The organism is Gulbenkiania mobilis (genome assembly GCA_004346645.1).
Classification (GTDB): Bacteria; Pseudomonadota; Gammaproteobacteria; order Burkholderiales; family Chromobacteriaceae; genus Gulbenkiania; species Gulbenkiania mobilis.
Genome location: SMDA01000010.1, coordinates 68,777 through 89,518 on the forward strand (window position 1 = coordinate 68,777; position 20,742 = coordinate 89,518).

Below are 20,742 nucleotides of genomic sequence, written 5' to 3' on the forward strand. Positions count from 1 at the left end.
CCCCCCATGCCTCATACCAATTACGAAAAGATCTTCCGCCTGTCGCCCAATCCGTACATGTTGCTGACGGCAGACCTGCGCTTTGTCGACATGAACGATGCCTACCTGCGGGTAACGGGCAACCGCCGCCGGGAGGATCTGGTGGGCCAGCCCTTGTTCGAGGTCTTCCCCAACGATCCGGACGACCCCAACAACGAGCCGGCACGGCAGCTGCTGGCCTCGCTGCAGCGGGTGCTGGACGAGCGCCGGCCAGACCATCTGGCGCTGATCCGCTATGCAGTGCCCCGTCAGACCGGATCAGGCGAGGTGCTGGAGGAGCGCTTCTGGAGCGCCACCCACACGCCCATCCTGGGCGAGACGGGCGAGGTGCGCTTCATCCTGCAGCACACGGTGGACGTGACCGAAGTGCAGACGCTCAAGCGGGCCCTGCGCGAGAGTGACCGCGGCACGGAAGAACCGGATCCGGTGACGCTGTTGCTGGAGGCCGGCCTATTGCACCGGGCGCAGCGGGTACAGGAAACCAACACGCGCCTGGAGGCGGAGCGGCATCACCTACGCACGCTGTTCGACCAGGCGCCGGGGTTCATTGCCTTCCTCAGCGGGCCGGACCATGTGTTCGAGATGACCAACCAGGCCTACCTGCAGCTGATCGGTCCACGCCCGCAGCCGCTTCTGGGGCAGCCAGTACGCCAGGCACTGCCGGAGGTGGTGGGCCAAGGGTACTTCGAGCTGCTGGATATGGTGTACCGCTCGGCCGAGCCGTATGTAGGCCATGGCATGCAGGTACGCCTGCGCCAAGCGGACGGCAGCTGGCGCGAGCGCTACATCGACTTCATCTACCAGCCCATCCTGCGCAAGGACGGAACGGTGGCCGGCATCTTCGTGCAAGGCAACGATGTCACCCAGCAGAAGCAGGTGGAGCAGGAGCTGCGCCGCTACCGCGAACATCTGGAAGAGCTGGTGGAAGAACGCACCAGCGCGCTGGAGCAGAGTGAGGCGGAGCGCAGGTTGGCCGAAGCGGCGCTTACCCACTCCCAGCGGCTGGAAGCCATCGGCAAGCTGACCGGGGGGGTGGCGCACGATTTCAACAACGTGCTGCACATCATCGGCGGCAACCTGCAACTGGTACGGCGCCAGATCGAGGGCGACGAGTCGGCCATGCGCCGTATCGACCAGGCCGTCAGTGCGGTGGAGCGCGGTGCGCGGCTGGCGTCGCAACTGCTTGCCTTCGCCCGCCGGCAGCCGCTGGAGCCGGTGGTGGTGGACCCGCGCCGCCTGCTGGGCCAGCTGGACGAGCTGCTGCGCCGCGCGCTGGGCGAGTCGATCAAGCTGGAGACAGTGATCGGTGGCGGGCTGTGGAATACGCTGGTGGACCCGACACAGCTGGAAAACGCCATCCTCAATCTAGTGATCAACGCCCGCGATGCGATGGATGGCGAAGGCCAGCTGACGATCGAGGCCAGCAATGCGATGCTGGACGCCCACTACGTACAGAGCCATCCGGATGTGGCGCCGGGGCAGTACGTGCTGATTGCCATCTCCGACACCGGCTGCGGCATGTCACGCGAGGTGCAGGAGCGCGCCTTCGAACCCTTCTACACTACCAAGGCGGCCGGCCACGGCACGGGCCTGGGACTGAGCATGGTGTACGGCTTCGTCAAGCAGAGCGGCGGCCATATCAAGCTGTACAGTGAGGAAGGCTACGGCACCACCATCAAGATCTATCTGCCGCGCTCGATGCAGGAGGAAGCCGAACCGCCGGTTGTGCTGCAAGGCCCGGTGGAGGGTGGAACCGAAACCATCCTGGTGGTGGAAGACGACCCGGCGGTGCGCGCCACGGTGGTGGATCTGCTCACCGATCTGGGGTACCGGGTGCTGAAGGCCCACGACGGCCAGAGCGCGCTGGCCATCGTGCAGAGCGGTGTGGCGATCGATCTCTTGTTCACCGACGTAGTGATGCCCGGGCCGCTGCGCAGCCCGGACCTGGCGCGACAGGCCAAGCAGTTGCTGCCGGACCTGGAGGTACTGTTCACCTCGGGTTACACCGAAAACGCCATCGTCCACGGCGGGCGGCTGGATCCCGGGGTCAACCTGCTGAGCAAGCCCTACCGGCGCGAGGATCTGGCCCGCAAGTTGCGCCATCTGTTCCGCAACCGCGCGCAGCGGCAGGCACTGGCACAGACGGTGGCCACGCGCATCGGCGATGTCCCGGCCGTGCAGGCCACGCCCTCGCCCGCCCTAGCAGCCACCACGCCGGACACGCTGCGGATCCTGTTTGTGGAAGACAACGAAGACCTGCGCGTGATGACCGAGGACTGCGTGCAGGCCCTGGGGCATGCCATCCTGTGCGTGGATAGTGCCGAGAGTGCGCTGGCGCGGCTGCAGGCCGGGCGGTTCGACGTGCTCATCACCGACGTCAACCTGCCGGGCATGTCGGGGCTGGAACTGGTGCGCCTTGCGCGGGCGCACTATCCGGCCCTGCAGTTAGTGGTGGCCAGCGGATACGGCAGCGAGGATCTGGGTGCGCTGGCCGACAATGTCCTGCTGCTGCGCAAGCCCTACGACATTGCAGAGCTGGAAGTGCTGCTGCAGGGCTTCGGTCAGCACCAGGCGGCGCCAGCGCAGGAGGCATAAATGGCGTCCGAGCTGTCGCAGCGTTGTCCCGGCACGGTCTGGCCCGATTATACCGGGGGTAGCCTGGTCAACCTGATGGCCTCGCTCGGTGCCGCACTGGGTGCCGGCCCCTCGCCCTACGCGCCGCTAAAGGGGGCGGGGCTGCCCGTGGGGTTGGGACAGCGCCGCAGCGTGGCACTGATCGTGATCGATGGTCTGGGCGAGGCCCCACTGGAACATCTCGGGCCTGACAGTGCCTTGGCCGCCGCGCAGCGTGACCGGCTGACGTCGGTGTTTCCGTCCACCACGGCCGCGGCAGTGACGACGCTGATGACCGGGGCCGCGCCGGGGCAGCATGCACTGACCGGCTGGTATGTGCGCCTGGAAGACAGCGACGAGATCGTGGCACCCCTGCCCCTGTATGTGCGCCATCCAGCAGGCAGCCCCTCCAGCCGCAGCGCCCTGGCCGGACGGCTCTTCGGCCAACCTGCGTTTGCCGCCCGCATCAACCGGCCCACGGTGGTACTGCAGCCCAGCTACATCGCGGACTCCGAATACAGCCGTGCCCATGCCGGCCCGGCCACTCGGCTGGGCTACGACACCCCCGAAGACGCCTTCCTGCGACTGGAGTCACTGCTGCAGGAAGAGGGCCCTGCCCGTTTTATCTATGCCTACCTGCCTGAGCTGGACAGCCTGATGCATGACCACGGAGTACGCGGCGAACCGGTGGCGGACCTCTTCCACGTCATCGATCGTGCCTTTGCACGGCTGGCCGGTGTGGCCGCACAGCAGGACGCCGTGCTGCTCGTCACCGCCGATCACGGTTTCATCGACGCGCCTGAAGCGCACCAGATCGATCTGGAGCACCATCCCGACCTTGCAGCCTGCCTGGCCCTACCGCTTTCGGGCGAGCGGCGGGTAGCTTTCTGCCACGTGCGGCCCGAAGCGCTGGACACCTTCGACCATCTGACCGAGAACGAACTCGGTCATGCAGCCTGGTGCCTAGAGCCAGGCTGGCTGCTGGAGGCGGGGGTATTCGGCCCCCCTCCCTGGCATCCGGCCCTGCCCGCCCGTCTGGGGGACCGTGTGTTGCTGATGAAGGACAACTACACCCTGCGCGATACGCTGGCGCACGAGAAACCGCTATACCTGCCGGCGGTACATGCCGGTGTCTCGGCCGAAGAGATGTGGGTGCCGCTGATCGTAGCAGGCTGTGTGGACTGAAGGACCGCTCCGCCATCCGGGGGAGCGGTCCTCCTCCTTCCGCCCGATGGTAGGCGGCAACCGGTGCGGGCTATCGTGGTGGCATGAGCGCCGCTTCCTCCCTTCCGCTGGTCTATGCCTGCTCCGGCTGCTCCAGCGCCGCCCAGATGGCCAATGACTTTGCACTGCGGCTGACCCGTGAAGGGTTGGCCGAAATGTCCTGTATCGCCGGTGTGGGCGGCGGTGTGCCCGCCTTGGTGCGCCTGGCGAGCAGCGGGCGCCACATCCTGGCCTTGGACGGCTGTCCCTTGCGCTGTGTGGCCGCCTGCTTGCGGCAGGCAGGCCTGGCACCCAGCCAAACCGTGCTGCTTTCAGCGCACGGCGTGATCAAGCACAAGCATCGTCCTTACGACCCGGCGCAGGCGGAACTGCTGTGGCCGGAGGTAGCCACTGCGGCACGCAGACTGGCCGGACCGCCTAGCCCTCCTCTACCGGCAGCGCAAACACCTTGCCCGGATTCATCAGATTGAGCGGGTCCAACGCCTGCTTGATCGCCTGCATGGCGCCAATGCCGGCCTCGCCCGCCTCGCGTGCCAGATAGCGCTGCTTGCCGATACCGATGCCGTGCTCGCCGGTACACGTCCCCTCCATGGCCAGCGCCCGCTCCACCAGCCTGTGGTTGATCGCCTTGGCCCGGGCCAGATCGGCCTCGCTGCCGGGTCGCACCAGCAGCATCAGGTGAAAGTTGCCATCGCCTACGTGTCCGAACAGGGGAGCTTCGACGCCTTCGGCGCGCAGGTCGGCGTAAGTGGCCTCAATGCATTCGGACAGGCGCGAGATCGGCACGCAGACGTCGGTGGCCATGCAGCGGCACCCCGGCACCAGCTGCAAGCCAGCAAAGTAGGCGGTATGCCGTGCCTGCCACAGCCGGCTGCGCGCTTCGGGCAGCGTGGACCAGGCAAAGGGTCCGGCGCCATTGGCTTGGGCCAACATCTGCATGGTCTCCGCCTGCTCCTTCACACCGCTCTCACTGCCGTGGAACTCCAGGAACAGGGTCGGCACCTCGGGATAGTCGGTATGGCTGTAGCGGTTGACCGCACGGAGTGTCAGCGCATCCAGCATTTCGGCACGCGCCACCGGCAAGCCGCACTGGATGGCCTGGATAACAGTGTCCACCGCCCCCGCTACCGTCTCGAACCCCACCACCGCGGACGCCACCGTCTCCGGCTGACCATAGAGTCGCACCGTTACCTCGGTAATGATGCCCAGCGTCCCCTCGGCCCCCACCAGCAGGCGCACCAGGTCATAGCCGGCCGATGACTTGCGGGCACGGGTGCCGGCATGCAGGATTTCTCCATTGGGCAACACTGCTGTCAGCGCCAGCACGTTCTCGCGCATGGTGCCGTAGCGGACGGCATTGGTGCCGGAGGCGCGGGTAGAGGCCATGCCGCCCAGCGTGGCATCGGCGCCCGGGTCGATGGGAAAGAACAGCCCGGTGTGGCGCAGTTCTTCATTGAGGCGCAGCCGCGTGACGCCGGCCTCCACCGTGGCGGTCATATCCTCTGGATGGATGGCGACGATACGGTTCATCCGCGACAGATCTACGCACACGCCGCCATGGATCGCCAGCGTATGGCCTTCCACCGAGCTGCCGGCACCGAAGGGGGCCATAGGCACCCGATGGTCGAGGCAGGCGCGCACGATGGCCTGGACCTCGGCGGTGGTCTGTGGAAAAACCACCAGATCCGGCAGGGCATCCGGATGGGCAGATTCGTCGTGTCCATGATGGGCGCGCACTGACTGGGCGCTGCTGACGCGCTCTGCGCCCAGCAGGCTGATGAGGGTGGCGTGAAGTCCGGACAAGGTGGCAGGCTGCAGCATGGAAGGCTCCTTCGGGCGGGGGGACATCCCATGCTACGCCACATGCCGCCGTTCTTCCCGCAGGCGCGGTCAAAAGGCAGGCGGGTCGTATTCCTCTTCCAGATCGCGCAGTGCACCGCGCGGGATGGCCACTGGCACCACCGCACGCCGCAGCGCATCCGCTCCGCCCAGCCGCAGCTCCTCGAAGCTGACGGCATACACATCCGGCCGCTCGTTGCTGTCGTACTTCACCCCCAGCCGGTCCAGATAGAGGGTGGCCGGGTGCAGCACGAACACGTCCGTTGGATGCTCCATCAGCCGCATCGCCAGCGTCAGCCGGGACTCCAGCCCCGACGCCTCGCGCAGTGTGACCAGCTCGGTCTCCAGCGCCTTGAGCCTTTCGCTTAAGGTGGCCACGTCTTCCGGAGCTTCGCCGGCCAGGGAGTCGATCACCACGCTGCCTGGCGACTGCGCCGCCGACAGCCGCAGCCGCACGCGGGTCAGCTCGGTTTCCACCACCACGCGCCGGCTCTCGGCCGCATGCAGGGCCGCACCGATCAGGGCCACCACCTCCTCCAGCCCCCGCCCCTGCATCGCTTCGGCCAACCCTTGCAGGCTGTCGCATGGCAGGATCAGGCGGTGGTTGTCGAAGCTGACCACGGTCTGCTCCACGTCACTGCGCACCTCGCCCTCATCGGTGGCCATGCCGTAGCGCTGGTTCTCGCTCACCTGCGCCACCAGGAGCGCATAGGCGGTGTCGGGGCTGGAGGGGGCGGCAAAGAATGCCTGCACGGCCGGACTCTGCCGCAGCGTTACGACCAGGCTGGCCGGTGAGGAAAAGAACAAGCCCACGCGCCTGTCCTGGCTGTACCCTTGCCGGGACAGGGGCAAGGGCGCATCGGTCAGCCGCCCCAGCGTGCGGCTGAAGGCCAAGAGGCGGCGCACGCCGGGCAGGAGCTTGCGCCGGTAGCCGGGCACCAGACGCAGGCGCGGGTCGATGCGCTCGACCAGTTCGTCGAGTCGGGCATCGGCCTCGTCGGCCCCCTCCGGCCGCGGGCCGGCTCCGTGCATCCATCGAAGAAGATTCTGGAACATGGCGGTATCCTGGACAGCATGCGCGAAGCCGCCAGTGTGCCAGCTTGCGCCCTGCGCGTTAAGGCAGCGTCACCCTCGCCCCTGACCCAGGTCAAGCCTTTGGGCGCCGTTCTTGCTGCATCCCTTGCCAGGCGGCCACAACCGCAACCGGCCGCAAGGAGACTGCATGACTGAAACTCGCAAAGGCACGCTGACGGCGATCTTCTACGCCTTGGGCGCCAACGGTGGCATTGCGCTGTCCAAGTTCCTGGCTGCCCTCTACACCGGCTCGGGCGCGATGCTGGCCGAAGCCATCCATTCCACCGCCGACTGTGCAAACCAGCTCCTGCTGCTGGTGGGACTGCGCCAGGCCAGAAAGCCGGCCAATGCCGACCACCCACTCGGTCACGGGCGGGTAGTGTACTTCTGGTCGATGATGGTGGCGCAGCTGCTGTTCGGCATGGGTGCGGTGTTCAGTGTGGTGGAGGGTGTGAAACGGCTGAACGCCCCGTCGGAAATCAGCAACCCCTACGTCGCGCTGGTCGTGCTGGCCGTGGCCGTGGGGCTGGAAGGCTTCAGCCTGCGCGGGGCGCTGCGGCAGATCCGCAAGGCCGCGCCCGGCAAGCCCTTCCTGCGCTGGTTCCGCGAGACTAGGCAGTCGGAGTTGATGGTGGTGGCCGGCGAGGACATCGCCGCGCTGATCGGCCTGTCGCTGGCGTTGGTGGCCGTATGCCTGACGCTGGTCACCGGCAACCCGGTCTACGACGCGTGGGGGTCGATCGCAGTAGGTGTGGTGCTGGGCGTGGTGTCACTGGCAGTGCTGGTGGAGGTGAAGTCGCTGATCGTCGGCGAGTCGGTCAACCCGGAACTGCGGCGCGCGATCTCGGAGTTCGTGGCGGCCCAGCCCGAGGTGCGCGACGTCATCAGCATCATCACCTTGGCGTGGGGCGACCGCATCGTGATCGCAATCCAGGCCGAGATGACGGAAGCCGCGTCAGCCAGCAGGCTGGTGGACGATATCAATGCGGTAGAAGCCCGCATCCAGGAAAAATGGCCCTTCGCCGCATGGGTGTTTTTCGAGCCGGACCACCGGCGCCCTCAGCGCGATAAGGCCTGACGGGCCAGCTCGGCCATACGGTCGGCCAAGACCGCGCGCTCCACCAGCACGGTGGCACCGGTCTCGGTCTCCAGCAGGTGCGCTTCTTCATCATTGTGCGCCCGGATCACAATGTCGATGCCCGGATTGAGCATGCGGGCAGTTTCGGCCATTCGCCGTACGCCGAAGGGTTCGGGCAGGGCCACCAGCAGCAGCCGCGCCCGTGCGACATGGGCCTGGATCAGCACTGACGGCTCGCTGGCATCCCCCGCTACCGCTGGAATGCCCTGCGCCCGCAGTGCCTCCACCTGTTCGCGGTTGCTGTCGGCCACGACGAAGGGGATCCCGTCGGCGCTCAACGCTTCGGCCACGCTTCGGCCAACCCTGCCATATCCCACCAAGACCACCTGACCGGTTAGCTTGTGCGGCTCCACCGTGGTCGGCAGCTCTGCCAAGGGGTCGAGGCTGCGTTCAAGACGACGGGCCAGCGTTGAACGGCGGCGTGCCCACGCCTGCAGCGGCTCGGCTAGACCGAACACGACCGGATTGAGGGCAATCGAAAAAATCGCGCCGGCCAGGATCAGGCTCTGCGCTTCGGGGGGCAGCAGACCGAGCGAGGCCCCGAGCCCGGCCAGGATGAACGAGAACTCCCCGATCTGGGCCAGGCTGGCCGAAACGGTCAGCGCCGTGTTGAGCGGGTAGCGCAGCAGCAGCACGAGCAAGCCTGCCGCCAGCGACTTGCCCAAAATGACGATACCCAGCACCGCCAGCACCTGCAGGGGGCGCTCCAGCAGCACCATCGGATCGAACAGCATGCCTACCGATACAAAGAACAGCACCGAGAAGGCATCACGCAGTGGCAGGGTTTCTTCCGCGGCGCGATGGCTCAGGCTGGACTCGCGCAACACCATCCCGGCAAAGAAAGCACCCAGCGCGAACGACACCCCGAAGAGCGCCGAGGCGCCGAAGGCGATCCCCACTGCTGCGGCGATCACGCACAAGGTAAACAGCTCGCGCGAACCGGTGCGGGCCACCTGCCACAGCATCCATGGAAAGAGCTTGCGCCCCACCAACAGCATCAGTGCGACGAACACCGCCACTTGGCCAAGCGTGACCATCAGTGTGCGGCCCAGGCCGTCGGCGGGCTCGCCGCCCGCCAGAAAGCCGGCCAGCGGTGGCAGCAGTACCAACATCAGCACCGTGACCAGGTCCTCCACTACCAGCCAGCCGACGGCAATCCGGCCGTTAGTGGTATCCAGCAGTCGACGGTCTTCCAGCGCACGCAGCAGCACTACGGTGCTGGCCACCGACAGCGCCAGTCCGAACACCACGCCCGCGCCCCAGTTCCAGCCCCAGAGCGTGGCCACGCCCCAGCCCAGTGCCGTCGCCACCGCCACCTGCACGACCGCTCCCGGCAAGGCGATACGCCGCACGGCCATGAGGTCTGCCACAGAAAAGTGCAGCCCGACACCGAACATCAGCAGCATGACGCCGATCTCGGCCAATTGGCCCGCCAGTGAGAGGTCGGCCACAAAGCCGGGCGTGGCCGGGCCGATCAGCATGCCTGCCAATAGGTAGCCCACCAGCGCCGGGAGCCGCAGCCGTACGGCCAGAAGGCCCAAGACCAGCGCGGCGCCCAGCGCGGCAGCAATCGTGGTGATGAGAGTAACTTCGTGAGGCATGACTGGGGCTCCGTCCGGTAGGCAATGCTTTTTTGGAGCATACAGCCCGGGTCCGGTTCAATGCCCTTTGCATTAAATCAGAAAAAACGCCGATTTCCCCTTTGCGGACACACCAAGGCGGGCCAGCCGCAACTGTCGATGCCGTCATACCGTTACGTCCGGCTGGCATGGCTCTTGCATTCGCTAGCGCCGCGAACTTAGGCTTTCGCTCCAAGGTAAATACCCTTTGCCCGCCCTGGTGGCGGGCTTTTTTTATCGTGCCAGCCGTGCCAGCCGGCGATAGAGGGTGCGCTCGGTCAGCCCAAGGGCGGCCGCCAACGCGGCACGGTCCTGTGGCAGCCGTTCACAGGCCCACTTCAGATAGGCAACTTCCAGTGCGTCCAGCGAGACGAGCGGGCTGGAGAACAGCCCCGCTTCCGATCCCGTCGACCGTGCTGGCGCATGCACGTCTTCCTCTCCTTCTATCGGCCGGTCCTCGCCCGGAGGTGCTTCGGCCAAGGGGACATCGGGTTGCAGGTGCTCCGGCCCCAGCACGAGGCCATCGCACAGCAGGCTGGCCCGCTCCAGCAGGTTGCGCAGTTCACGCACGTTGCCCGGAAAAGAACCAGAAATAACCCTTTGTGATCTTCAATATAGTCAGATACTTTTTTTAGCCAAGTGCGCGATGCTTTTATTTCTTCCGCTCTTGCCCGAGATCGAGCAACACCAATACCTCTGGTTGTAATCCCAAGGTGGCAATATTTTTGCCCTAATGCTCGGTACTCGATCCACTCATTTGCGATGCATTTATCTACGGCTTTTTCTAAATCAGAGATGGAGTAATTAGAACCATATTTTCTGTTTATTTCATCAGCAAGCTGCTTGTCAACGGAAAAAATAACCTCCTTTGCAGTGTTGCCATTGGCTTCCATGAAGTCAATGATATTGGAGAGAATCTTGAACTCAGGCATAGTGGCTCCCTAAGTTAGGGCAGGTGAAAGTCAAGTGTGGGTCATTCCTTCGAGAGTTTTTCAATATGTCTTTTTGAGGTTAATGAATCCCCGCAGACATCCCTTGGTAGATGCTCTGTCCTGCCCCGAAGTAGTTCTCGTAGATGTGGGCATAGGTCTTCACCCGCTTGTCTTTCTTCAGGTCTGGCGTGTAAGACTTGGGCAGCTTGATGTAGAAGTCCCGGATGGTTCGCTCGACATCGGCCTTGGTCTGGGTCTTCAGTCGCCAATCAAGGACCAGCTTCTCGGCCTTCAGCTTGGCGAGTAGTTCCTTGGCAACCTTCTTCACCTCGTCTTTTTCCTTGTCGCTCAGTTCCGGCTCGGGCTGGGTCAGCAGATCGAAGATCGCCAGCTCTTCCTCGGAGAGGCTCTCCCGGTGTGCCCGTTGTTCCTCTTCGGTCAGGTTCTGGGCGAAATCCATCAGTTCCTTGAAGAAGGCTTCGAGGTTGTGGCTGGAGGCGTTGTAGCTGTCGATCAGCTTCTTGAACTTCTCCATGAAGTCGATCCGCCCCTTGTTCTCACGGACCATCTTTTCCAGCTTCTTTTCGATCTGCCCCTTCAGCTTCTCGGTCTCGGTGGCCTTCTTGCCTTCCTCGAACTTCTTCTGGAGGGCAGCAAAGTCGATCTGCGACAGGTCGATCAGGGCTTCAGCCGCAGGACGCTCCCCGATGCGGTAACCCTCGGTTGCAATCGAGTCATCCAGCAGTGCATCCAAGTCGCTCATCACCCCGGAGATGTCAGGTGCAGGACGTAGCGCCTTGATCATCGCCCCGAGGTAAGCCACCAAGACAGACATGGGGGCGTAAGCATTGGCTTCCGCATCAGGCAGGATGGCCTTGAAGGTTCGAGCTACCTGACCCGCCAAGAGCAGGTACGCCTTCACCTTGTCTTCCCCGGCTTCAAGGATCACGTCCATGGCCTTCTGAAGGGCCTCCAGACGTTTTTCTGGCGGTGTGTTCACCACCCCCTTCAGATCGATGTCGAGAAGCGCACAGAACGATTCTGCCTGTTTGAGCAGCCCCTCCAGTTGCTCGACCAGAGCAGCTTTGTCCTTGATTGGCAGTTGTCCCGGCTGGTTCGGCTTGGCGTAGATACGCAGGGCGTCCTGAAGGTTACGGAAGATACCCACGTAATCGACGATCAGACCGGCACTCTTGCCCGGTGCCACCCGGTTGGCCCGAGCGATGGTCTGCATCAGGGTGTGATTCCGCATCGGCTTGTCGAGGTACAAGGTCGAGCAAGTCGGCACATCAAAGCCGGTGATCCACATGGCGCAAACGAAGACGAGGCGCAGGGGGCCATCGGGGTCTTTGAACTTCTCGTCCAAGTCTTCACTGATCATCCGCTGCCGGTGCGGCACGATGTCCAGCCCTTTGGTCTTGAGGTCTTCGATCTCGTTCTGGGATTGCGACACCACTACGGCCATGTCGGTGGTCTGCATGACCATGATTTTTTCGGCCAGCACCTCCTTGGCATCTCCAGTGGCTGTCTTCAGTTGTTCATGCAGATCAGCCAACTGCTTCTTCCAGTGGGCTTGTACCTTGTCGTACATCCGCACCGCCGTGGCCTTGTCGATACAGACCATCATGGCCTTGCCCCGGTAGCCGCGACCGAGGAAATGCTTCACCAGATCGGCAGCGATGGTCTCCAGTCGTTCATCTCGGGTGATCAGGTGGTACTCACGGGCGAACTCCCGCTCCAGCTTCTTCTCTTGGGCCTCGTCCAGTTCGGCCTCTTCGAGGAGCTTTTCGATGTCCTTGTTCAGGTTCTCGTTGATGATCTGAAGCTCAGGCGTCCGGTTCTCGTAGTAGAGCGGTACCGTGGCCCCATCCTCGATGGAGCGGGCGAAGTCGTACACCGACACGTAGTCGCCGAACACCTCGCGGGTGCGTTCCTCCTCCCCGGCAATCAGCGGTGTCCCTGTGAAGCCGAGGAAGGCAGCGTTGGGCAGGGCATTCCGCATGTTCAGCGCGAAGATGTCGTACTGGCTGCGGTGGGCTTCATCGGTGATGACGATGATGTCGCTGCGGTCTGAAATCTGCGGGTAAGCCTCGCCCTTCTCCGTGTGGAACTTCTGGATCAGGCTGAAGACGTAGCGGTGATCCTGCGAGAGGAGCAACTTCAGGTGTTCCCCGCTGTTGGCCTGAACCTCCGCCCCCGTGATCGCGCCGGTTGCCGTGAAGGTCTTGTAGATTTGATCGTCCAGTTCCGAGCGGTCAGTGACGATGACGAAGGTCCACTTGCCGGGCAAGGTGCGGAGAATCTTCTGGGTGAAGAACACCATGGAGAGGCTCTTGCCGCTCCCCTGTGTGTGCCAGAAGACCCCGAGCTTCTTCGCCGCTTCCACATCCCCGGATTCCCGCAGCTTGATCATCTGGGCAATCGCCTTGTTGACGCCCAGGTACTGGTGATTCTTGGCCACCTTCTTGATCAAGCCACCCCGTGCCAACTCGAACAGGGTGAAGTTCTCCACGATGTCGAGCAGCCGCCGCTTGTCGCAGAGACCACGAATGGCCGTTTCCAAGCTGGTGGAACCTGCCTCGGTCTCATCGTCGATCCGCCGCCACTCGAAGAAGTGTTCCCAAGGGCTGGTCAGGGTGCCCACGCGGGTCTGTGAGCCGTTGGAGAGCAGGATGAAGGCATTGGGATGGAAGAGCTGCGGGATGCTCTGGCCCTTGTAGTCCTTCAGGTTGTCGTCGTAGGCAGACTTCAGGGGAACATGCGGCCCCTTCAGCTCTATGAAGACTAGAGGAATCCCATTGACGAAGCCGAGCAGGTCACAGCGGCGCTTGTACATCTCCCCTGAGACCCACATCTGCTGGGCAAGGAAGAAGTCGTTGTTCTCCGGGGTATTCCAGTCGATGACCGAAAGCTCCACCGTCTGCGGATTGCCTTCGTCGTCGGCGACCTCAACCTTCACCCGGTCCCGCAGCAGCTTGTAGAACGCTTGGTTGGCATTGACCGGAATCTGCTTCGAGCGGTCCTCGGTCAGTTGCTCGATGGCCTGATCATAGGCAGAGGCCGGGTAGCCGGGATTGATGCGTTCCAGTGCCTTGCGAAGACGAGGCACAAAGATGACCTCAGCGGCAGACTTACGGCCTTCCGTGCCGTCCGGCCCAAAGGTCTCGTTGTAGAGATTGGCCGTCTCCCAGCCAAGGGATGCGAAACAGTTGATCGCGGGTAGCTCGACCAGAGCGAGTTCCCCGTAGGTGGCTGTGACTTCCTTGACTGTGAGAACGGTGGTCATGCCGCGATGGCCTCCTCTGGTTCGGGCAGCGTGGAAACGTCGAGTTCGCCGGAGATGAGCTTGGGCAGCAGGAGGTCTCGGGTGGCACGAAGGTTCGTGTTTTTTGCCCCAAGGGTTGAAGCCAAGTCATAGAGAGGCAAAACAGACTTCGAGAAATACTCTTGGAGATTAGATGGTGGCACCAACACCATCTCTTTCTCCAGAAAGACCGTGAATTTGAAGTTCGTGATCCCGGTAGATTGGGTTTGGTACTTCATGATCTCCCGGTTTTCATAAATCCGCTCGAAGTGCAACTGGAGCAACTCAGGAAGAATGACTTTCTGGTTTGCTCTTACCAAGCGGCAGAAACTGGCACAGATGATCGGCTGATCAACCGACTGAAAAAGCCTGTGTGTCAGCAGAACTGCTCGCCCGACTGGCTGATCTTTGCTCCCACCGGAGACCTCGAAAACAATGTCCTTCGGCTGAAGTTTTCGCGTTCTGAAGTTTGACTCTTTGTGGTGACGCAAAGGAGAACGGCCAAGGGCGGAAACCCGAACGTCAGGAATATCAGTTCCACGAATCACATACGCAGCAACAGGAAAATCCTCAGATTCACTTTCTTCCCCCCAGCCTCCGCCTATGTGATGCTCAAGAAGATTCCCAAGTGGCTGAACAGTCCACCCTTCAGGGATCAACCCCAGTTCCGACTCCACCATCTTCACCTGTTCATGCCCCGGAAAACGGAAGCGGACAAACCACTCCTCGTAGATTCTCCGGGCCATTTCCTCAAGGATGGCGATCCGTCGCGTGTTGTTTTCGATCAGGTCGTCGTAGGCGGATAGGATGGAGGCGATGCGGCGCTGGGTGGCAAGGGGAGGATATGCAACTTCAATCTGTTCAACCTTGTAGATTCCCAGCTTCGGTTGAGCTGCTCCCGCCGCTGATAATTTCATCTGTGCCTGCGCATGAGGCGAAAGCAGTGCATAAGCCAAAAAATGACCATCACAGTCATCTCGAAGTTGAACCAGTTTTACAGCATTTTCTGTGAGGTTTGCGTTGTGGAGCGAGCGAGGTGTGATTCCGACATCGCCGATATTTCCGACGATCGTGATACAAACATCGCCTTCTGCAATGGTGTAACGCCGTAGTTGCTGATGTACATCTTCCGTGATGAAAACTGGCTCATCACATCGGATTGCTCCATTACGTATGTCTCTGCCTCGCACGTAAGGGTGTCCCGTGTCTTCTGACACCAAAGAAGCCCCAGCAGGAAGACGTTTTCCTCCTTTGATTTGGGCAATCTCGACGATGCGAACAGACGGATAAATACTCATTACCGCAGCTCCAACAGAGTGCGGATATTTTCTCTGACCAGCTCTTCAAGCTCACTGGCCTGTCCGTTGAGCAGTTCAAATTCTTCTGCCAACTCTTCAAAGTGAGCGGTGAAATCGAAGTTTTGGTCATGCGCCGTATCAGCAACCCCTACATACCTTCCGGGATTCAGACTCCACCCCTGCGCCTCAATCTCAGCCAGCGTTGCCACCTTGCACACCCCTGCGATGTCCCGATATCCCCCCTCCGGGAACTGCTGCTGGAGCATCTCTTGGCTCCCCGCACTCGTCTCCACAGCCTCACCGCGCCACAACCGCACGATGTTGGAGAGGAACTCGATTTGCTCGGGCCGGAAGTCACGGATTGCCCGGCTGACCTGCCGGTAGTACCCCCGCGCATCGATGAACAGCACTTGGTCCTTGCGGTCCCCCTTGGTCTTGGCTTTGTCGAAGAACCACAGGGTGCACGGCAGGGTTACCGTGTAGAAGAAGTTGGAGCCGACCGAGACGATGACATCAACGCCTCCGGTCTGGATCAGCTTCTTGCGGATTTCGAGTTCTGTCCCCCGTGCATCCCCCGCTGAGTTCGCCATGACGAAGCCAGCGCGGCCCGATTCGCTCAGGGCGGTGTAGAAGAGCTGAATCCAGAGGTAGTTGGCGTTGTCGGTGGTCGGAATGCCGAAGGGGAATCTTGGGTCATCCTTCACGCGCTCCTTATCGACACCCGAGACGTTGAACGGAGGGTTCGCCATCACGAAGTCGAACTTGCCGACAGCCTTGTGCGGGTCTTCGTAGTAGGTGTTGGATTCCCGGATGTCTCCCGAGAGGCCATGCACCGCAAGGTTCATCTTGGCGAGCTTCACCGTGTCGTTGGCCTTCTCGGTGCCAAAGACGGTGAGTTCTTCGCTGGCACGTTTGTGACGACGCTGCACGAAGTCGGCACTCTGGACGAACATCCCCCCGGAGCCACAGGCCGGATCGAAAATCTTGCCGTGGAAAGGTTCGATGATTTCGACGATCAGTTTGACGATGCTGGTCGGGGTGTAGAACACGCCGCCTTTCTGGCCTTCAGCCAGCGCGAACTTTCCGAGGAAGTACTCGTAGATTTTCCCGAAGGCGTCTCCTTCGATTTCCCCGAGGCTGTTCATCAGGCGCAGCAATTCGATCAGGACGGCGTTGGGGAGCTTGCCGTAGGAGCGGGGCAGGACGCCCTTCAGTTCCTCGTTCTCCAGTTCCACAGCTGCCATTGCTTCATTGACCGCCTTGCCTACATCTTGCCCTTCGGCCAAGTCCAGCAGGTAGGAGAAACGGGCATTTTCGGGCAGGTACAGCGCCCCCTCAGCCTGATAGTCGAACTTCTCGATCTCAGAGGCATCGAGACCACCTTCGATCAGCTTGGCTTCTGCCTCATGGAAACGCTTCTCGGCGTAGCGAAGGAAGAGCAGCCCAAGGACAGGGTTGGAGAACTCCGAGGGCTTCAGGCCAGTGTTGGCCCACAGTTGGTCAGCAGCCGCCCACAGGCGGGATTCAATCTGGCTTAGATTCGATGACATGTTTGCTGGTACTGCTAGCGCAAGGCCGTAAATATTTATATGGGATTCTAATGGTTCTTTGTTATCACAGGTAGCTATCTGAAGTTTCGATCCACTCCGAGCTGTGTAAGGGCGCACCGTCCAGAGTCCGTGAGGACGTACAACGCTGCGCCTTTTACTTCATACCCGCCACCGAGCGCGTGAAGTTCAAGCACCTGAGCCGCTAAGGGGGTGTCATGGGAAATCTGATCACCAAGGAATACCAAGGGATGCCGTTCGTCTTCCGTGAGGACGACTACTTCAACATGACCAAGGCGGCACAAGCCTTCGGTAAGCAACTGAACAACTTCTGGAAACGCCCTGACACCGCTGAGTACGTTCGGATTCTGGAAGAAACTCATTCGATTCCAATGAGTATCGCCACGATGGGTCGTAACGGAGGGACTTGGGCACACCCCAAACTTGCCGTCCGCTTTGCACAATGGCTGGACGTTCGCTTTGCCGTCTGGTGCGACTCGATCATTGAAGACATCCTGACCAAGAAAGCAGAACTGACCATCACCAAACCCCAAGAGTCGGCCACCGTTGCCGCGAGTCAAGCAGGGTTTGGTCTGGAAACTGCCGTCTATGTGGTCGATTTCCTGTGAGAGTCACCGCGTTAAGCAGCGAAAGGACAGGCAGGAAGAGTCAGAATTGGCAAAAACACCACTGATCATACGTGTGGTAAAAGCGTGTGGTAAATGGAAAAAGCCAGAACTCTGTAACCCATTGATTAGGTTAAGAATTCTGGCTTTTTTGAATGCTGGCGGAGAGGGCGGGATTCGAACCCGCGTTAGGGTATTACCCTAAACACGCTTTCCAGGCGTGCGACTTAAACCACTCATCCACCTCTCCAGATGGCTCTGATCGCGTTCTGCGGCAGAGGCTGCGCAGTATATAAGACCCCCGTAGAGGACGCAAGCATTATTTGCTGGGACCAGGTACCTGATTGGCCTCGCGCAGGGCCTGCTCGATGGCGAAAGCCGTTTTGCCCGGAGCATCGAACGGCAAATTGTGGCCGGCGCCGTCTACACGAATCAGCGGCACCCCCAAACGGTGGGCCAAGCGCTCGCCGATCTCCAGCGGGAAGATGCGATCCTCGGTTCCCCAGACCAGTGTGGTGGACGGTAGCGTGGCCTTGTCCAAGCGCAGACGGTGCTCCAGTTGCGCACCCACCAGTTCGCCCATCAGCTCGCGTAGCTTGTGCTCGCGGGCGTTGTAATAGTAGTGGCGCATGTCTTCAAGCAACCAGGCAGGGGTGTACTTGAACATGGGCGCGGCAACACGCATCAGTCTGACCATATCGTCGGCGCTACGGGGGATGAAGAGGTCTTCGGCCGACCCTGTACCGGCCCGTGCCAGCAGGCCCTCCAGGTCTTCCGGCTGGTACACCGTACCCGGCGAGGAGAGGATGACCACATGGCGTAGACGGTCTGGGTGACGGTGAGCCAGCTCCAGCGCCACGAAGCCCCCATACGATAGCCCGGCGACCGCCACCGGGCCCGGAAGCACGTCCAGCAGGCGACCAATGGCATCGGCCTGCGCACCCAGCGACGCGGGCCCCTCGCTCCAGCTTTGTCCGAACCAGAGCAGGTCCGGCACCACCACGGTATGGCGGGCGGCGAGAAAGCGCATCGGTCCGCCCCATGTCACCAACCCATCGCCGCCAAAACCGTGCACCAACAGCAACAACGGCCCCTGCCCCCCCACCCGGTACTGCAGCTGTCCATCGGGCAGTTGCAAGGTTTCAGTCCGGAAGCCTGCCTTACGGGCACTGATCTCGGCATACCAGTGCAACATGCGGGCGGGGGAAAGTGCCTTCAGCCGACCGGTACGGCTTTTGGCCGCCGACTCGGTGACGGGGGGGACGGTTGTACTCATCTAGCTTCTCCGCAGGCTGGCCGGCGTACGGATGCGCCGGTCAGAATCGTTCGTTTTCCATCAGGTAACGCCACTTGCCTGGTGGCAGTTCGCCCAGGCGCACACGGCCGATGCGCACGCGCTTCAGCCCGGTCACGCGTAGTCCTACCAGTTCGCACATGCGGCGGATCTGGCGTTTTTTGCCTTCGCGCAGGATGAAACGCAGCTGATCGTGGTTCTGCCAGCTCACCTTGGCAGGCAGCAGCTTCTTGCCGTCCAGCGACAGCCCGTGGTTCAGCAGCCGCAGGCCTTCATCGGACAGATGGCCTTCCACCCTTACGAGATATTCCTTTTCGACGTCGGTATGCTCACCGATCAGTGTCTTGGCTACGCGCCCGTCCTGCGTTAGTACCAGCAGCCCCACCGAATCGATGTCCAGACGCCCGGCCGGTGCCAGGCCCTTGAGATGGGCACGCTGGAAGCGTACGCCACTGCGGTCGCCCTCCCAGTGGTTGTCGGGGGTCACCAGCACGACAGCCGGCTGGTAGCCATCCTCGGCCTGGCCGGAGACATACCCTACCGGTTTGTTGAGCAAGATTGTGACCCGCGCGGCCTGGGCTTGCGTGGCTTTGGCGTCCACTTCGATTTTTTGGTGCGGCAGCACCTTCTGACCGAGCACGGCCACGGCGCCATCCACGCGCACCCAGCCCTGTTCGATGTAACTGTCGGCTTCACGCCGTGAGCACAGGCCTAGTTCGGCCATGCGCTTGGAAAGTCGGACCGGTTCTTCCATCCTTCACCCGTAAGAAAAAGGCGGCTCAATCAGCCGCCTGCATGCCCTGCATTGTAAAAGAAGCAGCAGAAGCGGGCACAAAAAAAGAAAGCCCGGCCTTGGGGGCCGGGCAAAAACCGATTAACCAATTACGGAACTCATCCCGGGTTGCGGGGAGGCCGCAACCAAGAATGTCCTTACTTTACGCAAGCTGGCCCACGCTGGCATCCGTAGAAATGCGTAGTCCCGTTAAACGCGCCGTCCGGCCAGACGGGCCATCCAGCCACCAAGGTTGGCCGAAACAGTGGGGAAACTGCCGATGTAGGAGCCGAGCACGATGCCGGCAAAAATGGCAGCTAGTCCGGCCACATGGTAGGCATGCAGGCTCTCGCCCAGCGCCAGCACTGAGAGTAAGGCGCCAAAAGCCGGCATCAGATAAAGAAAGCTGGCGGCACGTGCCGGGCCGGCCAGGCCGATGGCACGGTTATACATGAGGAAAGCCAGGATGGACGGAAAGAGCCCCAGATAGGCCAGCAGCCCCCAAGTGCCCCCGGACAAGGCAGCCAGCGTTGCACCCTGCCCTGATATCTCCCAGAGAAAACCGGGCAGGAGCACCATCTCGCCAATGGCGAGGGCGGCAGCCATTTGCACGAGGGCATCCAGACCGGGCCGAAGAGTGCGCAGGCTGACGGTGTATACCGCCCAGGCAAGTCCGGCCCCCAGGATCAGCACGTCCCCGGGGCTGAAGTGGAAGCGGGCCAGACCGGCCAGTTCACCTTTGCACACAATGAAGACGGCGCCCGCCAAGGCGACCACCATACCTGCACACTGGCGGCCGGAGAGCCGTTGCCGAAACCAGGCAGCCGAAAGCAGCAGCACCATAACGGGGGTAGCACTGTTAAGGATGACGGCATTGGTGGCCGTGGTCGTCTTAACCGCCAGGTACACCAGCGTGTTGGTAAGGCCAATGCCGAAGACACCCATCAGGCACAACGCCTTCCACTGGCGGCGAAGGGCTGTCCAGTTTCTGCGCAGGCGGGGCAATGCAAACGGCAGCAGGCACAACAGCGCAATTCCCCAGCGCAAAAAAGCCAACGAGAACGGGCCAATGGCCTCATGCAGGGCCCGCGCCAGCACAAAATTGGTGGACCATAGGAACATGGTGGCCACGAGCAGGACAGTGGCCATACGGCTGGAGGAAGGCGTCATTTCACCGCAGCAATTAGGTCAGTAAACCTGTCTATTTTATCTCTATGCTGCGGCGCAATATTTCAAAATACTCTTCTTGATGATATTAAGTTTTAAAAATATACAAAATAAGGGCGAATTATTCTTTAAATCGACCATAAGACACAATGGTGCGCACGCGACGTCCACCCCACCTTGAGTAGCACGTGACTTTAGAGTCCAATCCACCATGACACGGAGATTGGACATGAAGAAACGTTTCACCGAAGAACAG

The 20,742-nt window shown here is 61.7% G+C and carries 15 protein-coding genes and 1 tRNA gene; 5 read left to right on the plus strand and 11 right to left on the minus strand.

The features are described 5' to 3' along the window. The first annotated feature begins 6 nt into the window (after positions 1–6). The 3 genes from EV669_RS13030 to EV669_RS13040 all read left to right on the plus strand — a co-directional run bounded on the left by EV669_RS13030 (position 7) and on the right by EV669_RS13040 (position 4,346). Entirely contained in the window at positions 7–2,634 is a 2,628-nt protein-coding gene (locus tag EV669_RS13030) for a response regulator (RefSeq protein WP_132098915.1), read from the plus strand. Beyond that, positions 2,635–3,837 carry an alkaline phosphatase family protein gene (locus EV669_RS13035; protein WP_318271477.1) on the plus strand — a complete coding sequence of 401 codons (1,203 nt, stop codon included), beginning with the start codon at positions 2,635–2,637 and terminating at the stop codon, positions 3,835–3,837. 83 nt (positions 3,838–3,920) lie between these two features. Further along, positions 3,921–4,346, plus strand: a complete 426-nt coding sequence (locus EV669_RS13040; RefSeq protein WP_132098916.1) for a putative zinc-binding protein — start codon at positions 3,921–3,923, stop codon at positions 4,344–4,346. Here the strand turns inward: EV669_RS13040 and EV669_RS13045 are convergent. Next, on the minus strand, positions 4,294–5,697 hold the full coding sequence (locus tag EV669_RS13045) for an FAD-binding oxidoreductase (protein WP_132098917.1): 1,404 nt from the start codon (positions 5,695–5,697) through the stop codon (positions 4,294–4,296). The genes EV669_RS13040 and EV669_RS13045 overlap by 53 nt on opposite strands. Positions 5,698–5,766: 69 nt before the next feature. After that, positions 5,767–6,771: a hypothetical protein gene (locus tag EV669_RS13050; RefSeq protein WP_072242832.1), complete on the minus strand. Its 1,005-nt coding sequence runs from the start codon at positions 6,769–6,771 to the stop codon at positions 5,767–5,769. 166 nt (positions 6,772–6,937) lie between these two features. Here EV669_RS13050 and EV669_RS13055 point away from each other — a divergent pair, with 166 nt between their 5' ends. After that, positions 6,938–7,867, plus strand: a complete 930-nt coding sequence (locus EV669_RS13055; protein ID WP_132098918.1) for a cation diffusion facilitator family transporter — start codon at positions 6,938–6,940, stop codon at positions 7,865–7,867. Here the strand turns inward: EV669_RS13055 and ybaL are convergent. The 5 genes from ybaL to EV669_RS13085 all read right to left on the minus strand — a co-directional run bounded on the left by ybaL (position 7,849) and on the right by EV669_RS13085 (position 16,630). Continuing rightward, entirely contained in the window at positions 7,849–9,528 is a 1,680-nt protein-coding gene (ybaL, locus tag EV669_RS13060; protein ID WP_132098919.1) for a YbaL family putative K(+) efflux transporter, read from the minus strand. The two genes, EV669_RS13055 and ybaL, sit on opposite strands and share 19 nt — an antisense overlap. A gap of 252 nt (positions 9,529–9,780) precedes the next feature. Next, positions 9,781–10,140 carry a hypothetical protein gene (locus EV669_RS13065; protein ID WP_449727754.1) on the minus strand — a complete coding sequence of 120 codons (360 nt, stop codon included), beginning with the start codon at positions 10,138–10,140 and terminating at the stop codon, positions 9,781–9,783. A 417-nt stretch (positions 10,141–10,557) separates the two neighbouring features. Next, the gene (locus EV669_RS13075) at positions 10,558–13,764 is read right to left on the minus strand and encodes a type I restriction endonuclease subunit R (RefSeq protein ID WP_132098921.1); all 3,207 of its coding nucleotides are present in this window, start codon (positions 13,762–13,764) and stop codon (positions 10,558–10,560) included. After that, on the minus strand, positions 13,761–15,080 hold the full coding sequence (locus EV669_RS13080; protein ID WP_132098922.1) for a restriction endonuclease subunit S: 1,320 nt from the start codon (positions 15,078–15,080) through the stop codon (positions 13,761–13,763). Before EV669_RS13080 ends, EV669_RS13075 begins: the two co-directional genes overlap by 4 nt. Then, positions 15,080–16,630, minus strand: a complete 1,551-nt coding sequence (locus EV669_RS13085; RefSeq protein WP_132098923.1) for a type I restriction-modification system subunit M — start codon at positions 16,628–16,630, stop codon at positions 15,080–15,082. Before EV669_RS13085 ends, EV669_RS13080 begins: the two co-directional genes overlap by 1 nt. Before the next feature lie 215 nt (positions 16,631–16,845). Here EV669_RS13085 and EV669_RS13090 point away from each other — a divergent pair, with 215 nt between their 5' ends. Then, the gene (locus tag EV669_RS13090; protein ID WP_132098924.1) at positions 16,846–17,256 is read left to right on the plus strand and encodes a KilA-N domain-containing protein; all 411 of its coding nucleotides are present in this window, start codon (positions 16,846–16,848) and stop codon (positions 17,254–17,256) included. 156 nt (positions 17,257–17,412) lie between these two features. On the opposite strand, the gene EV669_RS13095 is transcribed toward EV669_RS13090, so the two are convergent. The 4 genes from EV669_RS13095 to EV669_RS13110 all read right to left on the minus strand — a co-directional run bounded on the left by EV669_RS13095 (position 17,413) and on the right by EV669_RS13110 (position 20,489). Next, positions 17,413–17,503 (minus strand) — tRNA-Ser (locus EV669_RS13095). A 69-nt stretch (positions 17,504–17,572) separates the two neighbouring features. Next, the gene (locus EV669_RS13100; RefSeq protein ID WP_132098925.1) at positions 17,573–18,529 is read right to left on the minus strand and encodes an alpha/beta fold hydrolase; all 957 of its coding nucleotides are present in this window, start codon (positions 18,527–18,529) and stop codon (positions 17,573–17,575) included. 40 nt (positions 18,530–18,569) lie between these two features. Continuing rightward, positions 18,570–19,301 (minus strand): pseudouridine synthase, encoded by a 732-nt coding sequence (locus EV669_RS13105; protein WP_054287074.1) that lies wholly within the window; start codon positions 19,299–19,301, stop codon positions 18,570–18,572. A 228-nt stretch (positions 19,302–19,529) separates the two neighbouring features. Continuing rightward, entirely contained in the window at positions 19,530–20,489 is a 960-nt protein-coding gene (locus EV669_RS13110) for a DMT family transporter (RefSeq protein ID WP_132098926.1), read from the minus strand. Positions 20,490–20,742 lie beyond the last annotated feature (253 nt).

What these genes read in the sequence shown, in the direction of transcription:
- EV669_RS13030 (WP_132098915.1), top strand. Translation starts at nt 7, where the DNA reads ATGCCTCATACCAATTACGAAAAGATCTTCCGCCTGTCGCCCAATCCG.
- EV669_RS13035 (WP_318271477.1), top strand. Translation starts at nt 2,635, where the DNA reads ATGGCGTCCGAGCTGTCGCAGCGTTGTCCCGGCACGGTCTGGCCCGAT.
- EV669_RS13040 (WP_132098916.1), top strand. Translation starts at nt 3,921, where the DNA reads ATGAGCGCCGCTTCCTCCCTTCCGCTGGTCTATGCCTGCTCCGGCTGC.
- EV669_RS13045 (WP_132098917.1), bottom strand. Translation starts at nt 5,697, where the DNA reads ATGCTGCAGCCTGCCACCTTGTCCGGACTTCACGCCACCCTCATCAGC.
- EV669_RS13050 (WP_072242832.1), bottom strand. Translation starts at nt 6,771, where the DNA reads ATGTTCCAGAATCTTCTTCGATGGATGCACGGAGCCGGCCCGCGGCCG.
- EV669_RS13055 (WP_132098918.1), top strand. Translation starts at nt 6,938, where the DNA reads ATGACTGAAACTCGCAAAGGCACGCTGACGGCGATCTTCTACGCCTTG.
- ybaL (WP_132098919.1), bottom strand. Translation starts at nt 9,528, where the DNA reads ATGCCTCACGAAGTTACTCTCATCACCACGATTGCTGCCGCGCTGGGC.
- EV669_RS13075 (WP_132098921.1), bottom strand. Translation starts at nt 13,764, where the DNA reads ATGACCACCGTTCTCACAGTCAAGGAAGTCACAGCCACCTACGGGGAA.
- EV669_RS13080 (WP_132098922.1), bottom strand. Translation starts at nt 15,080, where the DNA reads ATGAGTATTTATCCGTCTGTTCGCATCGTCGAGATTGCCCAAATCAAA.
- EV669_RS13085 (WP_132098923.1), bottom strand. Translation starts at nt 16,630, where the DNA reads ATGTCATCGAATCTAAGCCAGATTGAATCCCGCCTGTGGGCGGCTGCT.
- EV669_RS13090 (WP_132098924.1), top strand. Translation starts at nt 16,846, where the DNA reads ATGGGAAATCTGATCACCAAGGAATACCAAGGGATGCCGTTCGTCTTC.
- EV669_RS13100 (WP_132098925.1), bottom strand. Translation starts at nt 18,529, where the DNA reads ATGAGTACAACCGTCCCCCCCGTCACCGAGTCGGCGGCCAAAAGCCGT.
- EV669_RS13105 (WP_054287074.1), bottom strand. Translation starts at nt 19,301, where the DNA reads ATGGAAGAACCGGTCCGACTTTCCAAGCGCATGGCCGAACTAGGCCTG.
- EV669_RS13110 (WP_132098926.1), bottom strand. Translation starts at nt 20,489, where the DNA reads ATGACGCCTTCCTCCAGCCGTATGGCCACTGTCCTGCTCGTGGCCACC.